General features: G+C 60.0%; 14 protein-coding genes. 12 read left to right on the top strand and 2 right to left on the bottom strand.

The window, feature by feature from the left end:
- The first annotated feature begins 11 nt into the window (after positions 1–11).
- From NTD86_RS12895 to NTD86_RS12865, 7 genes are all read left to right on the top strand, one after another.
- Entirely contained in the window at positions 12–1,334 is a 1,323-nt protein-coding gene (locus NTD86_RS12895; RefSeq protein WP_262202770.1) for an ABC transporter substrate-binding protein, read from the top strand.
- A gap of 116 nt (positions 1,335–1,450) precedes the next feature.
- On the top strand, positions 1,451–2,350 hold the full coding sequence (locus NTD86_RS12890) for a branched-chain amino acid ABC transporter permease (protein WP_262202768.1): 900 nt from the start codon (positions 1,451–1,453) through the stop codon (positions 2,348–2,350).
- Positions 2,351–3,295: a branched-chain amino acid ABC transporter permease gene (locus NTD86_RS12885; protein WP_262202766.1), complete on the top strand. Its 945-nt coding sequence runs from the start codon at positions 2,351–2,353 to the stop codon at positions 3,293–3,295. It begins immediately after the preceding gene.
- Complete coding sequence (locus NTD86_RS12880; protein ID WP_262202764.1) at positions 3,292–4,062, top strand: ABC transporter ATP-binding protein; 771 nt, start codon at positions 3,292–3,294, stop codon at positions 4,060–4,062. Before NTD86_RS12885 ends, NTD86_RS12880 begins: the two co-directional genes overlap by 4 nt.
- Complete coding sequence (locus NTD86_RS12875) at positions 4,059–4,706, top strand: ATP-binding cassette domain-containing protein (protein ID WP_262202762.1); 648 nt, start codon at positions 4,059–4,061, stop codon at positions 4,704–4,706. The genes NTD86_RS12880 and NTD86_RS12875 overlap by 4 nt, the downstream gene beginning before the upstream one ends.
- Before the next feature lie 8 nt (positions 4,707–4,714).
- Complete coding sequence (locus NTD86_RS12870) at positions 4,715–5,869, top strand: iron-containing alcohol dehydrogenase (RefSeq protein WP_262202760.1); 1,155 nt, start codon at positions 4,715–4,717, stop codon at positions 5,867–5,869.
- Positions 5,870–5,963: 94 nt separating this feature from the next.
- Complete coding sequence (locus tag NTD86_RS12865) at positions 5,964–7,118, top strand: iron-containing alcohol dehydrogenase (protein WP_262202758.1); 1,155 nt, start codon at positions 5,964–5,966, stop codon at positions 7,116–7,118.
- A 43-nt stretch (positions 7,119–7,161) separates the two neighbouring features.
- Here NTD86_RS12865 and poxB read toward each other — a convergent pair whose 3' ends face one another.
- Positions 7,162–8,883, bottom strand: coding sequence for a ubiquinone-dependent pyruvate dehydrogenase (gene poxB, locus NTD86_RS12860; RefSeq protein ID WP_262202756.1), 1,722 nt, complete (start codon positions 8,881–8,883; stop codon positions 7,162–7,164).
- Between the two features lie 547 nt (positions 8,884–9,430).
- Here poxB and NTD86_RS12855 point away from each other — a divergent pair.
- Complete coding sequence (locus tag NTD86_RS12855; RefSeq protein WP_262202755.1) at positions 9,431–10,810, top strand: glutamine synthetase family protein; 1,380 nt, start codon at positions 9,431–9,433, stop codon at positions 10,808–10,810.
- Positions 10,811–11,001: 191 nt separating this feature from the next.
- Positions 11,002–11,646 carry a class I SAM-dependent methyltransferase gene (locus NTD86_RS12850; RefSeq protein WP_262202754.1) on the top strand — a complete coding sequence of 215 codons (645 nt, stop codon included), beginning with the start codon at positions 11,002–11,004 and terminating at the stop codon, positions 11,644–11,646.
- Positions 11,647–11,657: 11 nt separating this feature from the next.
- On the opposite strand, the gene ampC is transcribed toward NTD86_RS12850, so the two are convergent.
- On the bottom strand, positions 11,658–12,833 hold the full coding sequence (gene ampC, locus NTD86_RS12845) for a class C beta-lactamase (protein ID WP_262202752.1): 1,176 nt from the start codon (positions 12,831–12,833) through the stop codon (positions 11,658–11,660).
- 276 nt (positions 12,834–13,109) lie between these two features.
- Between ampC and rnd the strand changes: the two genes are divergently transcribed.
- From rnd to NTD86_RS12830, 3 genes are all read left to right on the top strand, one after another.
- Entirely contained in the window at positions 13,110–14,243 is a 1,134-nt protein-coding gene (gene rnd, locus NTD86_RS12840) for a ribonuclease D (protein ID WP_262202750.1), read from the top strand.
- A complete protein-coding gene (locus tag NTD86_RS12835) occupies positions 14,240–14,533 on the top strand; it encodes a YcgL domain-containing protein (protein WP_262202748.1) in 294 nt (97 codons plus the stop codon). Before rnd ends, NTD86_RS12835 begins: the two co-directional genes overlap by 4 nt.
- Before the next feature lie 126 nt (positions 14,534–14,659).
- Positions 14,660–15,592, top strand: coding sequence for a D-2-hydroxyacid dehydrogenase (locus tag NTD86_RS12830; protein WP_262202746.1), 933 nt, complete (start codon positions 14,660–14,662; stop codon positions 15,590–15,592).
- The last annotated feature ends 417 nt before the right edge of the window (positions 15,593–16,009 follow it).

The following is a 16,009-nucleotide window of genomic DNA, read 5'->3' as shown; positions in this document are numbered from 1 at the left end:
GAGAATCAAGCATGAATAATTCCAAGAAAAGCATGTTGAAACACCCACTGGCGTTTGCCATCACTGCTGCCGGGCTGGCCCTGTCATTGAGCGCCGGAGTACAGGCCGCGGAAAACGGCAAGTTCCGTATCGGCGTCGTGACCTTCCTTTCGGGCCCGGCTGCCGGCCCGTTTGGTGAGCCTTCAGCCAATGCCGCAAAAGTATTGGTCGAAGGTCTGAACAAAAGCCAACTCCCTGCGCCCTACGACAAGGTCGGCATCAACGGTGCCGAGATTGAAATGGTGGTGATTGACGAGGCGGGCGGGGCGGCCAAGCAGGTCGAGGAGTTCCGCAACCTGGTGCAGCGTCAAAAGGTCGATGCGGTGGTGGGCTATATCTCCTCCGGTGACTGCCTGGCCATTGCGCCGGTGGCCGAAGAACTGGGCGCCATGACGGTGTTCTACGACTGCGGCACCTCGCAGTTGTTCAAAGAAGACAAAACCCCGCAGTACGTGTTCCGCACCAGCCTTGATGCGGCGGTGGACAACATTGGCGCCGCCCGTTACCTGGCCAAGGTGCGCCCGGACGCACAGAAAGTCGCCGGTATCCAGCAAAACTACGCTTGGGGCCAGGACAGTTGGAACGACTTCACTCATTCCATGGAGCAACTGATGCCCAAGGCCAAAGTGGTGGAATCGCAAATGCCCAAAGTGTTCCAGGGCCAGTACGGCGCCGAAATTTCGGCAATCTCGGTCAAGCGCCCGGACATCATCCACTCAAGCTTCTGGGGCGGCGACATGGAAGCCCTGGTACTGCAAGCCAACGCCCGCGGCTTGCTCGAAGATGCCACGGCGGTACTGACCTGCGGTGAGTCGGCCATCGACCGCTACAAGGACCAGGCACCCAACGGCATGATCATTGGTGGCCGTGGCCCATTCGGCGCCTTTGCCCCGGATAACGACCTCAACGGCTGGTTCAAAGGTCAGTACCAGGCCGCCTACAAAACTGCGCCGACGTACCCGGCAAGCAAAATGGCCCAAGCCATTCTCGGCCTCAAGCACGCAGCGGAAAACGCCAACGTTGAACCGGGCAAGATCCCGACCCCGCTGCAAATGGCCCAGGCGTTCAAAGGCGCAACCTTCGAGTCGGTGTCGGGCACCGTGCAAATGGCCCGCGCTGATGGTCATCAGGCCATGCAAGGGATTGCCTACGGCGAGTACCAGTACGACCCGGCAACCAAAAAAGGCGGCGTGCAAAACGTCATCGCCTTCTCGGGCGAGTGCGTAACGCCACCGGACGGCACCACCGCGCTGGACTGGATCAAGGCCGGCTTCCCTGGCGCGCAGTGCAACTGATCCGTTAACGGCTACTGTAGGAGCGAGCTTGCCTCGCAATCTTTTAACGATCAAAAGATCGCGAGACAAACTCGCTCCTACAGGTATTGCCACCTTCTTGCCAAGGTAGGACCTCAATGATGAGTCTTTTCGCGGTGCTGATTGACGGCACCATTTATGCCTCGTGGCTGTTTCTGGTCGCAGCCGGGCTCACGGTGATCTACGGGGTGATGCGCATCCTGAACATGGCCCATGGCAGCTTTTATGCCATAGGCGCCTACACCGCGGCGTCACTGGTGGGCTGGTATTTCAATAACGGGGTTGGCCCGGTCTGGGCCGGGTATCTGCTGATGCTCGGCTGTGCGCTGGTCGCTGGCCTGATCGTCGGGCTGATCATCGAGCGTGGCTTGCTGCGCTTTATGTACGGCCGCGATGAAGTGCTGATGGTGATCATCACCTACGCGCTGCTGCTGATCCTCGAAGACGCCATGAAGATGATCTGGGGGGTAAACCCGTACTTCGCCTACCAGCCCTATGCCGAAATGGGCCGCAGTGCCCTGGCCGGTCTCAAGGTGTCGAACTACGACCTGATGCTGGTGGGCGTTTCGCTGGTGCTGGGGCTGGGCCTGTGGTTATGGCTGGAGCGTACGCATCAGGGCAAGGTGCTGCGCGCCGTGATCCACGACCGCGAAGTGGCCATGGCCATGGGCGTCAACGTGCGGCGCATGTTCACCCTGGTGTTTGTGCTGGGCACCATGCTCGGCACGCTGGCGGGTGCCTTGACCGCACCGGCGATCTCGGTGGTGCCGGGCATGGGCGTTGAAGTCATCGTGCTGGCGTTTGCCGTGGTGGTAATCGGCGGCATGGGCAGCATCGAAGGTGCCGCAGTGGGCGCCTTGCTGGTGGGCTTGAGCCGCGCCGCTGCCGTGCATTACGCGCCGGAGTTCGAGCTTTTTGTGATCTACGGGGTGATGGCGCTGGTGTTGGCGGTGCGTCCTCAAGGGCTGTTCGGCCGTGTACTGGCGAGGAAAATCTAAATGCGCCTGAGTAAAACCGAATTGATTCTGCTCGGCGTTGCCGTGCTGCTGGCCGCAGGCGGCGTAATCGCCCCGCAATGGCTGGTGTTTTTGCTGACCATGGCCTTGGCCAAGGCCATGGTGGTGCAGGGCGTTGTCATGCAAATGCGCGCCGGGCTGGTGACCTTTGGCCAAGGCTTGTTCTTCTGCATCGGCGGTTATGCGGTGGGCATGTGCGGGCACTTCCTGGACATCACCGACCTGGCCTTGCTGCTGGTGATCGGGGTGGGGGCGGCGGTGTTGCTGGCCATGCTGCTTGGGCTGTTGATGACCCGCTACCGGGAGATTTTCTTCGCCATGCTGTCGCTGGCGTTCTCGATGATTTTGTACGGCGTGCTGGTCAAAAGCTCGGCGCTGGGCAGCACCGACGGCTTCAACGTCAAGGCCTGGACCCTGTTCGGCTGGACACCCGCTGCCGGGCAGGCGCCGTTGGCGCTGTTTGTCATCATCGTCGCCTGCTCGGGGTTGCTGGCGGTGTTGTTGCACCGCTACAGCCGCAGCAGCGCAGGGATGATGTGCGAGGCCATCCGTGAAAACGAAGTACGCGTCGAATACCTGGGCCAGTCACCGCGTTGGGTGCTGTACATGAACTACGTTGCGGCCGCTGCCGTGTCGGCGTTGGGTGGTGGTTTCATGGCGTTGTCGGCCGGGCATATCGACCCGGAAATGGCCTATTGGATTACCTCCGGCGAGTTTGTGTTCATCGCCTTGCTGGGCGGTACCGCCCACGTTGCCGCGCCGTTTATTGCCGCCATTGTGTTTGCCGTGGTGCGCACTTACGCCATCGAGCTGGTGCCGCACAGTTGGCAGATGATTCTGGGTTTCACCCTGTTGGCGATCATTGTGTTCCTGCCTAAAGGCTTATGGAGCCTGTTCACCGGGCAAGCGCGGAGGGCCAAGGCATGAACTGCATTCTTGAGACGCAAGGGCTGTGCAAGGAGTTTGGCGCCGTAACGGCCGCCAAAGACGTCAACGTGCGCATCCTCAAAGGCGAAGTGGTCGGGGTGATTGGTTCCAACGGCGCCGGTAAAACCACATTTATCAACATGGTTACCGGCTACTTGAAACCCAGCCGTGGCGAGATCCTCTTCAACGGTCAGTCGATCCTTGGTCGCACGCCCAGGGCCATCACCCGGGCGGGCATGGCGCGTTCGTTCCAGGTTGCGCAGTTGTTCCCGCAATTGAGCGTGCTGGACAACCTGCTGATTGCCGTGTCAGCCGCGCAAAGTCCGTTCCCGTCACTGCTGGCGCCGATGCGTAACGCGTCACGCATCGCCCAGGCCGATGCGATCCTCGCCGAGTTCGATATCAGCCGCTGGCGCGACACGTTGGTCACGGCCGTGCCGCAAGGCGTGCGCAAGCTGATCGACATTGCCATGGCGTTGATCGGTGACCCGCAAATGCTGTTGCTCGATGAGCCCACCAGCGGCGTCAGTGCTGAAGAGAAAACCGCCCTCATGGACACCGTGATGCGCGTGGTTGCACAGCATCAGGTCACGGTGCTGTTTGTGGAACATGACATGGATGTGGTGCGCCGCTACGTGTCGCGAATCCTCGCGTTCTACAGCGGTGAAGTGTTGGCCGACGGAGCACCTGAAGCGGTGCTGGCCAATCCCCGCGTTCAAGAGTTTGTCACCGGCGGGCCAAACGCTCACAAGAGGGCAGCGCAATGAGTCTGGATATTCGCAACCTGCATGTCTCGATCGAAGGTGTGCCGATTTTGCACGACGTGTCGTTGCACGTGGGGGCCGGGCAAATGGTCGGTTTGATCGGCCATAACGGCGCCGGTAAAACCACGTTGATCCGCGCCATCATGGGCCTGCTCGATGCTGACTCGGGGTCGATCAGTTTTACCGGGCAAGACCTGCGTCACCAGCCTGGCTTTACCCGGGCCGCAGCAGGTATCAGCTACCTGCCCGAAGACCGCCGATTGATCCCGGCGCTGACTGTCGAAGAGAACATCTTGCTGCCGGTCTGGGCCAATAAATTGCCCGACAGCCAGCGCCGTCTGGAATGGGTCTACAGCCTGATCCCGGAGATCGCCCAGTTTCGCGAGCGCAAGGCCATGCAATTGTCCGGCGGGCAACAAAAGCTGGTGGCGCTGGCGCGTGCGTTGATGCCGGGACACAAGCTGCTGTTGCTCGACGAGCCATTTGAAGGGGTGGCGCCGGTGTTGTCCCGGCGCCTGAGCGAAGTGATCGCCAAGCTCGGCCGTGAAGGCTTGTGCGTACTGATTTCTGAATCCGATGACACTCATTCCGCTGACCTGGTCGATGCGCTCTTTCGCATTGAGCGCGGCAGCGTGACCGCAGGGTAGGGACCGCCATGACAAAATTTACCTTTGAAACCACGCCACGGGTGATCTGCGAAATCGACGGTGCGCTGCGCCTGGGCGCCTTGTGCCGAGAACTGAGTGCCGAGCGAGTGTTGCTGGTCAGCGACCCCGGCCTGCTGCGTGCGGGCCTGCTAGACGGGCCGATCAATGCCATGCGCGACAGCGGCCTGCAGGTCACGCTGTACAGCGACGTGCAGGCCGACCCGCCGGTGGCGTGCGTCGAAGACGCCGTGGCAGTGGCGCGCGAATGCCGTGCGCAGGCGGTCATTGGCCTGGGCGGCGGCAGTTCGTTGGACATCGCCAAGCTGGTGGCTTTGCTCTGCGGTCATGAGCAACGGCTGGAGGACATCTACGGCATCGGCCTGGCCAAAGGCCCGCGCCTGCCGTTGATCCAGGTGCCGACCACCGCAGGCACCGGCTCGGAAGTCACGGCGGTGGCCATTGTCACCACCCCGAGCCATGAGAAAAAGGGCGTGGTCAGCCCGCTGCTGTACCCCGACATCGCGTTGCTCGATGCGCGGTTGACGGTGGGCCTGCCCGCCGCTGTCAGCGCCATGACCGGTGTAGATGCCATGGTGCATGCCATCGAGTCCTACACCAGCGCGCACAAAAAGAACGTGCTATCGGATGGCCTGGCGGTGCAGGCATTGACCTTGCTGGCGGCCAACATGGACCGCGTGCTGGCCGAGCCCGGCGATTTGCAGGCGCGTTCAAACATGCTGCTGGGTTCGATGCTGGCAGGCATGGCTTTTGCCAACGCGCCGGTGGCTGCGGTGCATGCGCTGGCGTATCCGCTGGGCGGGCATTTTCATGTGCCCCACGGTTTGAGCAATGCCTTGGTGCTGGTGCCGGTGTTGAACTTCAACCGCCCGGCCGCCGAAGCCTTGTACGCACAATTGGCCTCGGCCGTGTTGCCGGGGCAGCGCTTCGCCAGCCCCCGCGAGGCGTGCGATGGCTTTATCGACTTTATGACCCGGCTGGTGGCGCGCATGCCGTTTGCCCAGCGCCTGAGCGAGGTGGGGGTCACCGACGCAGACATTGATCAATTAACCGATGACGCCTTGAAAATAGAACGCCTGCTGATCAACAACCCTCGCCCGCTTGACCGCGACGACATCCACGCCCTCTACACCTCGGTGTTGTAAACGCCGGGCCCTGTCGGAGCGAGCTTGCCTCGCGATCTTTTAAACGACCAAAAGATCGCGAGGCGGTGTATTCATCAGTTAACAGGAGTCAGCGATGAACCATGAATTCAGAAGCGTGCCGCGCATCATTTGCGAAGCCGGGGCACTGCAAGAACTTGGCTATGTATTTCGCAGCCTGGGGGCACAGCGGGTGTTGCTGGTGTGTGATCCGGGGATTGTCAGCCTCGGCTTTGCCGGGCGTGCTCAAGCCGTACTCCAAGCGTCCGGTTGCGCCGTGGCCGTGTTTGATCAGGTCACTCCTGACCCGTCTTCAGCGGTGGTCGAGCAAGCCGCCAGCCAGGCCAAGGCGTTCCAGGCCGATGGCGTGTTGGGCCTGGGCGGTGGCAGTTCACTGGACGCCGCCAAATTGGTCGCTCTGCTGACCAACAGCGAGCAACGGCTGGAAAACCTTTACGGCACCGACAAAGCTCGTGGCAAACGGGTGCCGCTGGTGCTGATGCCGACCACTTCGGGCACCGGTTCGGAGGTGACGTGGGTGTCGGTGATCACCGATGCGCAGAATAAAAAACAGGCGGTCTACTCGCCGCAACTGTTGCCGGACGTGGCCATTCTCGACCCGATGCTGACCTTGGGCCTGCCGCCAAATGTGACGGCGGCTACGGGGCTGGATGCCATGGTGCATGCGATTGAGGCCTACACCAGCCGGACCCGCAAAAACCCGATTTCCGATGGCTTGGCCACGGCAGCGCTGACCTTGCTGGGCACCAACCTGCGCACGGTATTGGTTGATGGCAAAAACCTGCAGGCGCGCACCGCGATGCTGCAAGGTTCGCTGATGGCGGGCATGGCGTTCGTCAATGCCTCGGTGGCGGCGATTCACGCCCTGGCGTATCCGCTGGGCGCTCGGTTTCACATCCCCCACGGCCACGCCAACGCTTTGGTCATGGCCCCGGTCATCCGCTTTAACCTGCGCACAGCCCAACGCCAGTACGCCGAACTGGCGGCGTATCTGTTACCGGGCGAGCATTTTGCCGACGAAGCCAGCGCCGCAGAAGCCTTTGTCCAGGCCATCGAAAGTCTGGTCAAGGACAGTGGTCTGGCGTTGCGTTTATCTGAGTTGAAGGTGGATGAGCCGTCACTGGCAGTCATGGCCAGCGAGGTGGTCATAGGCATTCGTCGCTTGATCGACAGCAACCCGTGCGACATGAACGAGCAGGAGGTGGAAGCGATATACCGGAGTATTTTTTAAGCCCGCCACAGCAGCGGCGCCTTCGGCGCCGCTGCTGTTTTGTTTAACGCAACAGATTGACATTGGCCAGATCAATCAACTCCTTGGCGCGGCCATCCATCACGGTTTTAAGCATGAACAGGCTGAAGCCTTTGGCTTGTTCGAAGGTTTTGGTTGGTGGCATCACCAGTTCCTGGCGGGCGCTGACTACGTCGACCAGCACCGGGCCGTCATGGCTGAAGGCTTCGCGCAACGCGGCTTCCAGTTGGGACGGGTGTTCGACGCGAATCCCTTTGACACCCATCGCTTCGGCCATCGCGGCAAAGTTGGGGTTGTTCAGGTCGCAGCCAACATCCGGGAAACCGGCCGCCTTCATTTCCATCTCGACAAAGCCCAGGGTGCCGTTGTTCAGCACGATGACTTTGACCGGCAGGCCCACCTGTTTCAGGGTCAGGAAGTCGCCCATCATCATGGTGAAACCGCCGTCGCCCGACATCGAAATCACCTGGCGGTAAGGGAAGGTCGCCTGGGCGCCGATGGCTTGCAACATGGCGTTGGCCATCGAGCCGTGGTTGAACGAGCCGACCAGACGGCGCTGGCCGTTCATTTTCAGGTAGCGGGCGGCCCATGCGGTCGGGGTGCCGACGTCGCAGGTGAAGATCGCGTCTTCAGCGGCCAGCTCGCTCACCAGGCGGTTGAGGTATTGCGGATGGATGATGTCGCTGTCCGGGCCACTTTCAGCCAGGGCGTCGAGGTCTGCACGGGCTTTTTTGTAGTCCTTGAGTGCTGACTCAAGGTGATCGCGATCCGGGTTTTGTGCCAGTTTGGGCAGCACGGCCTGCAAGGTCAGTTTCACGTCGCCGAGCAGCCCCAGCTCAAGGCCGCAGCGGTTGCCCAGCGCTTCTGAGCGTAAGTCGATTTGCGCAATGTGGCCGTGTTCCGGATAGAACTGTCGATACGGGAAGTTGGTGCCGAGCATCAGCAGCGTGTCGCAGTTTTTCATCGCCAGATAACCTGAGGCGAAACCGATCAGGCCGGTCATGCCGACGTCATAGGGGTTGTCGTACTCGACGTGCTCCTTGCCACGCAATGCATGGACAATCGGTGCGTTAAGGCGTTCGGCCAGGGCGAGGATCTCGGTGTGGGCGTCTACGCAACCGGCGCCGCACAGCAGGGTGACTTTTTTACCGTCATTGAGAAACGCAGCCAACTCATCGATATCGCTGTCGCTGGGGCGAACCAGCGGCTGGGTCGGGGTGAGCCAGTTCGGCACCTTGGCCTCGGTTTCTTGCAGCGCCACATCACCCGGAATCACCACTACCGCCACGCCGCGCTTGGCGATGGCGATGCGCATGGCGCGCTCTAGAATTTGCGGCAGTTGTTCGGGGCGCGAGACCAGTTCGACGTAGTGGCTGCATTCCTTGAACAGGCTCTCGGGGTGCGTGGCCTGAAAGTAGTCAATGCCGATTTCGCTGCCTGGAATGTGCGCGGCCAGCGCCAGCACCGGCACACCGCTGCGATGGGCGTCGAACAGGCCGTTGATCAAATGCAGGTTGCCAGGGCCGCAACTGCCGGCGCACACGGCCAGTTCGCCGGTCAAATGCGCTTCAGCACCCGCAGCAAAGGCCGCAGCTTCTTCGTTGCGCATGTGAATCCACTTGATCTGCTCCTGGCGGCGCAGCGAGTCGGTGAAGCCATTCAAGGAATCGCCGACCACGCCATATACACGCTTGACGCCAGCTTGCTGAAAAGTCTCGGTGATGAAATCGGCTACTGTTCTGGACACGGGAGACGCCTCACAAAGTCAGGAAATAGATGGCTTGGCTGGCGGCTTTGCGGGAGCTGCCTTCGCCCAAGCAGGATAGACACTGCATCCGACCTTGCCGGTTTTTAAAACGTTCGATGAAAATCTGTTCATTTGCCCGCGCGCGGCCAACGGTCTGGTTCGCGGCTGGAGCCTTAATGTTTAGTCAAACCGTAACTGAATATTTGAAACTCTGTGTTGCATCGAGTCACGCACTCGTGTGAGGCTACGGGTTCAGTGTTGACCAAGGTCGAAGGTATGGGTTGTATGCGAGGAGCGCTTGAACGACGCAGTGTGTCGCAGACACCGATATTGCGTGGCGTTCGATCCCGTGACTTTGCCCCTTGCCCCTCCAGCCGTTGTGCACTCCCTTCCAAATTAGCCTTTTGGGCCCTGTTCCACTGCCGGCATGCCCGCCCGCCGGATACTCGTATTTCGCATTAAGTCCTGACTGCCTGCCGCCTTATAAAAGCCGCAGTTGCCTCGGCGCGCCCGTGCGCCTGTCTGATACGAAATGATGAGCATGACCATGACTGCTACGACCCCGTTTGCCCCGCAGAATGAAGCCCTCGATTTTCTGGAACTGAACCCGGATATCGAGATGTTCGAGCTGTTTATCATCGACAACAATGGCGTGCCGCGCGGCAAGTTGCTGCACCGGGATGAGCTGCTGGCGGTGTATGAAGGCGGGCGACCGCTGCCGAGCACGATTCTGGGCCTGAGCATTAACGGTGATGATGTCGAGAACACCGGGCTGGTGTGGGATGTGGGTGATATTGACTGCCGGGCCTACCCGATCAGCGGCAGTTTGCAGCGTATGCCGTGGCGCCTGATCCCCACCGCCGCTGTGCAAGTCAGCATGCATCCGACCCAAGGCATGCCGGCCACGGTAGCCGACCCACGGCATCTGCTGGCCAAGGTTATTGATGCTCTTAAGGCTGACGGTTACTACCCGGTAATGGCGGCCGAGATGGAGTTCTACCTGCTTGATCAGCAGCGTGACAGCAACGGGCGCCCGCAACCGGCGCGTGATGCCGACGGCCAGCGGCCCCGTGCAACCCAGGTGTATGGGTTGCGTGAGCTGGAGCAAATCGAACCTTTCCTCGCCGACTTGTACAGCGCCTGCAAACTGCAAGGGATTCCGGCGCGCACGGCGATTTCCGAGTACGCACCGGGGCAGGTCGAAATCACCCTCGAACACCGTGCCGATGCCTTGCAAGCCATGGATGAGGCCGTACGTTACAAGCGCTTGGTCAAAGGCGTGGCGCACAAGCATGGGATGGTCGCGTGTTTTATGGCCAAGCCGTTTGATGACCTGGCCGGCACCGGGCTGCACATGCACGTCAGCCTGGCAGACAAGGAGGGCAACAACTTGTTCGCCAGCGAAGCCCCGGCCGGGACGCCGCTGCTCAAGCAGGCGGTTGGCGGTATGCTCAGCACCTTGCTCGATTCGTTGCTGATGTTTTGCCCGAATGCCAACTCGTACCGGCGTTTCCAGAGCAACAGCTATGCGCCGCTGGCCGCGACTTGGGGTGTCGACAACCGCACCGTGAGTTTGCGTGTCCCGGGCGGACCGGCGTATTCGCGGCACATCGAACACCGGATCTGTGGCGCTGATGCCAACCCGTATCTGGCGGCTGCGGCCATTCTGGCGGGCATTCATCGTGGCATCCGTGAGCAGATCGATCCGGGAGCCCCCATTGAGGGCAACGGTTATGCCCAGGCCACTGAATTGCTGCCGACCGACTGGCTGACGACCTTGCGCGCGCTGCAAGCGTCGGAGTGGGCCAAAGAGGCGTTTGGCCCGGAGTTCCTGAAGGTCTATCTGGCCGTTAAAAACGGCGAGTACCGCCAGTTTATGGGCGAGGTGGGTGAACAGGACTGGCGCTGGTATTTGCAGCAGGCGTAAGCAGCGTTGCTGATAAATCTGTAGGCGCTTGCCTCGCGATCTTTTGATCGTTTAAAAGATCGCGAGGCAAGCTCGCTCCTACAGAATGCGTGTTTAATCACGCGGCTTTTCATACTTTGCTAACAATTTTTTCACTGGCTGCCCCTTAACCTTTGTGTCGAATATCCCTAAACACAAGAGTTAGCGGGCCCATGTCATCGCAGCTACCGTCCACCATTGAGCTTGAGTTCGCCGAGCGTTTCGACCGCGAGCATGCGCAAGTTTGCCATGCCGTTCGGCCGCAAGGGCTTGTCCGGCGTCTGGCTGGATGGCGCGAGCAGCGGCTGGTCCGCCGGGCGCTCAAGGTAGCGGGTGAACCGGGTCTGGTCTTCGATGTGGCCTGTGGCGTCGGGCGCTTTTGGCCGGTGCTGGCCGAACATGGCAATCGGGTCATCCTGGCAGCTGATACATCGCAAGACATGCTTGACCACGCAAAAACCCATCACCCTGACAGCCTGCTGAAGCGCATCACGCTGTTTAAAAGCTCGGTGTTTTCCATTGATCTGTCCGAAAACGCCGTGGACAGCATCTTTTGTATGCAACTGTTCCATCACGTCGGTGACAGCGAGCATCGGCTGGCGATCTTGCGTGAGTTTTATCGTGTGAGCCGTGACACTTTGATTTTGTCGGTGAATGTTGGTCGATCCACCCGCCAGCTTGACGGCCCGTGTGTGGTGATCAGCAAACATGAGCTGCAAACCCAGTTCGCCCTCGCGGGTTTCAGCATTCTCAAACACTACGATGTGCTGCCCGGCTTTGCCCAGGGCAGCATTTATGTGGTGCGCAAAGAGGCTTAGAGGCTCTGGCCTTATTGTGAGCCGACCTGCTTCAACGCATTGAATATCGCGTAGGCCAGTTCTACACGGGCGCTGTTGGGGTAATTCTTGTTGGCCAGAATCACTACGGCCTGCTTTTTATCGGGGAGTAACGCGATATAGCCGCCAAAGCCGGAGGTCGACCCGGTTTTGTTTAACCATACCGCCTTGCGGGGCGGCTGCGGCGGATTCTGAGCAACGGCTTTTTGGGTTTCATAGGCCATTGCGTTCGAGTTGCCTTCGAGCAGGTGTGCCAGGGTAACCGGCTGCGCATACTGCTCCCAGATCAGGTCCTGGGTCATGGGCCCGACTTGGAAGTAGCCGGTGTGGGTGTTCAGCAGCGCGCGATCAATCACCGTGTTGGCGCGTTCCGCCTGCAGATTCAACTGCGCAAAATGAATCAGGTCGCGGGCACTTGTCCGCATGCCGTAGGCTTCGTCGGCGAGCACGTCTTGGGTCAGCCTGATCGGCTGGTCTTGTTTGTCATAGCCTTGGGCATACAGCGGCATTTTGTCTGGCGGTACGCTCAGGTAGGTGCTGCTCAAACCCAGTGCCGGGTACAGCGTGTTCTGCATGGCCGCCACAAAGGGCAGTTTCAGGCTTTTGGCAGCAATCACGCCGAGCATGCCAATGCTGGGGTTGGCATAGGTTCTGTGGGTGCCCGCAGGGTAGCTTGGCTTCCAGGCCTGGAGATAGCTCAACAGTTGCTGCTCGTTGTGCACGCTGTCGGGAACTTGCAAGGGAAAGCCGCCGGCCGTGTGGGTGGCCAGATGCAAGAGCGTCACTTTGCCAAACGCACTGCCTTGAAGTGCCGGCAGGAAGTGGCCGACCGGATCTGTGAAAGACAGCTTGCCCTCGACCTGAGCGTAGGACGCCAGCGTGGCGGTAAACAGTTTGCTGATGGAACCGACCTCAAACAGGGTGTCGGGCGTAACCCGGGCGTCGGTGGCTTTGGACGCCAGGCCGAAGGTGTAGAACTGTTGTTTGCCGTTGTCACTGATGGCAATCGCCAAACCCGGAATGGCGTATTGCTCCATCACCTTTTTGGCGGCTTTTTGCACGTTATCTTCAATGTCCGGGGCAAAGGGCTCGGCATAGGTAAGACGGGCAAGGGTACACAACGCCAGAGCAGAGGCCGCCAGTACTGATCGTTTTCGGAGAGCGTGCATGGAGAAAATCCCGATGTGTTGGCTGGAGTCACTTATAACCTTGTCACGTCATATTTCGTAATGACGCCACCGTGGACGAGAAAAAACAGCCGCCATTTTAGTGGCTGTCACGCGCTAGGCCACGGTTGTTGGAAAATCTATCAATAAAAAATGGCGCAGTAGTGAAGGTCATCGGCTTTTAACTTGTAGGCTTTTTCGTCGACAAGACGGTGAGTCAATGCTCTGAATGCCACGGCGGCGATATATACTGCGCGCCATTCTTCAAGGGAGAGCCGTGTGGCCATCGATATTCACTGGATTTGCGACAACGATAGCCTCGGCCAACATTGTGCCGAATGGCAGCATTTGCCATTCATCGCCCTCGACACCGAATTTATGCGGGTCGACACCTTTTACCCGATTGCCGGGCTTATCCAGATAGGTGACGCAGAGCGGGCTTATCTGATTGACCCCTTGACCATCGACAACTGGCAACCGTTGGCTGCGCTGCTGGAAAACCCCGCCGTGGTCAAAGTGCTGCACGCGTGCAGTGAAGACCTGGAAGTGCTCTTGCGCCTGACGGGCAGCCTGCCTGCACCGTTGTTTGACACCCAGTTGGCTGCTGCCTATCTGGGGCTGGGTTTCTCAATGGGCTATTCGAAGCTGGTCAAAGAGGTGCTCGACCTTGACCTGCCCAAAGGCGAGACCCGTTCTGATTGGCTGCAACGCCCATTGTCCGAAACCCAGATCAGCTACGCCGCCGAAGACGCCAAGCACTTGGCTGAGGTGTATGTGCAGTTGCGTCCGCGCCTGTCGGATGAAAAGTACAGCTGGGTGCTGGAGGACGGCGCCGAACTGGTGACCAATTTGCGCCGTGAGGTTGATCCGTACGAGGTTTACCGCGAAGCCAAGCTGGCCTGGAAACTCTCTCGTCAGCAACTTGCGGTCTTGCGTGAGGTGTGTGCCTGGCGTGAGCTTGAGGCCCGCGCCCGCGACCTGCCGCGCAACCGTGTGGTGCGTGAGCATGCACTGTGGCCATTGGCTAAAACCCAGCCGGACAACCTGGTGACGTTGGCGCGCATTGAAGACATGCACCCGCGCACCGTGCGTCAGGATGGCGAGTTTTTGCTGGAGCTGATCAAGCGTGCCAGCAGCCTGGGCCCGGACCAATGGCCGCCCGCTGTGCCAGAGCCGTTGCCGGTTGAAGCGGCTGCATTGGTCAAGCGCTTGCGCGCTATTGGCCAGGCCGAGGCCGAGCGCCTGAATATTGCGCCGGAACTGATGCTGCGCAAGAAAACCCTCGAAGCCTTGCTCAAAAGCGGCTACCCCGAGGGGCCTTATCATTTGCCCGATTCACTGCGCGGCTGGCGCCGTGAATTGATGGGCCAGGCGCTGCTGGATTGCCTGGCTGATGCTGGAGAACCGTCTTGAAACATATTTGCTCGATCTACCGCAGCCCAAAACGCAACGAAATGTACCTTTATGTGCTGAAGGCCGAAGCCCTGGAGCGCGTGCCTGAAACCCTGCTGGCCGGCTTCGGCAAGCCACAGCACGCCTTTGACCTGGTGCTGACCCCCGAGCGCAAGCTGGCGCGGGAAGACATCAGCAAAGTCCTGGAAAACCTTGAGAATCAGGGCTTTCACCTGCAAATGCCGCCTGCCGAAGACGAGTACATCGAGCATTTGCCCGAAGAACTGCTGCGTCGTAACGACCCGGTTTAAGTGCAACGCCTGGTGCCCGATGTCGGGCGCAGGTTCACAACAGACTCAATTTGATTGACGGTGGCCCAACCCCAGGGACAAGCCTGGGCGCTGGCTGCTGGCAGTGGTGTTAATAAGGTTAGAAGCATGCGCGTCCTGATTGCCGAGCAAGATTACTCGCTGTACGCCCGACTTTTGCAACAGGCAGCCCCTGAACTGCAAGTGCACACCAGCGGCGACTCGGCGCAACTGGCCAAGTTGGCGGCGGATTGCCCGGTATGGCTTGGGCAGCCGGACCTCATGGCCACCTTGTTGCGCCAAGGGCATAAGCCTCAGTGGCTGCAATCGACCTGGGCTGGTATCACACCATTACTGGCCGACGGGTTGGGGCGTGACTATCGGCTGAGCCGCGCGGTGGGTATTTTTGGCCAGGTCATGGCTGAATACGTGTTGACCTACATGCTCGGTCACGAGCGCGAAGTCATGGCGCGCCTGGTCAGCCAGGTCGAGCGCAAATGGGACAACCGCACGGGCCAGAGCCTGGTGGGGCGCAAGGTATTGATCGTCGGGGCAGGTGACATCGGCCAGACCGTGGCGCAGTTTCTGCAACCGTTCGGGGTTGAGCTGTACGCCATTGCCAGCAGTGCTCGGGAACAGGCCCCGTTTACCGAAGTTGGGACCTTGAGTGATTTGCCGCGTCTGGTCACACAGATGGACTACGTGATCAACCTGTTGCCCAACACCCCGCAAACCCACGACCTGTACGATGCCAAACTGTTTGCCCTGTTCAACCCCAACGCCGTCTTCATCAATGCCGGGCGGGGTGTTGCGGTGGTGGATGCCGATCTGGTTGAAGCGCTGCGTCTGGGGCACCTGGCAGGGGCCATCATTGACGTCTGCCGGCAGGAGCCATTGCCGGCCAAACACCCGTTCTGGACCGCCTGGGGTTTGCTTCTGACCGGCCACAGCTCTGCTCCGACGTCACCGCCGATGATGGTGCAACTGTTTATCGACAACTTGCGGGCCTATCAGGCGGGTGAGCCGATACGTGGGGAAGTGGATTTCGAACGCGGGTATTGAGGGGGGGCTGTTGTGTAGGTGAGGGATATGTACGGTGGGACCACGGCTGAATTAATACGTACATATCCATTCGATGTATAACGGCCACTTTGCGTTACGCCCTTACGGCGTGTCACTTTGCAAAAGCGGCAAAGTAACCAAAACGCTCTTGCCCCAACCCCTCGGTGCCTCGCTGTGGCTCGGCATACCCTCGCCACAGGCCTTGCTCCGTGGGCCCGCCGCGATCGGCCATCCCTGGCCGTGTCGCGGCTAACCCGGCGTCCTGCCGGGTTACCCACTACGCAAAACCTGCGCTCGGCCAGCAGGGTTTAATGGGGCCTTTAACATCAAGATCACAAGCCAGATCACAAGCTAGATCAAAAACCTCACGAGCTGCTACCAAGCTGCCGTAGGCTGCGATCTTTTGATTTGGTCGTT

Source organism: Pseudomonas sp. 7P_10.2_Bac1 (assembly GCF_025465935.1).
GTDB lineage: Bacteria > Pseudomonadota > Gammaproteobacteria > Pseudomonadales > Pseudomonadaceae > Aquipseudomonas.
The sequence above is the reverse complement of the archived record's forward strand: the minus strand, read 5'-3'. Positions and strand labels throughout refer to the sequence as shown.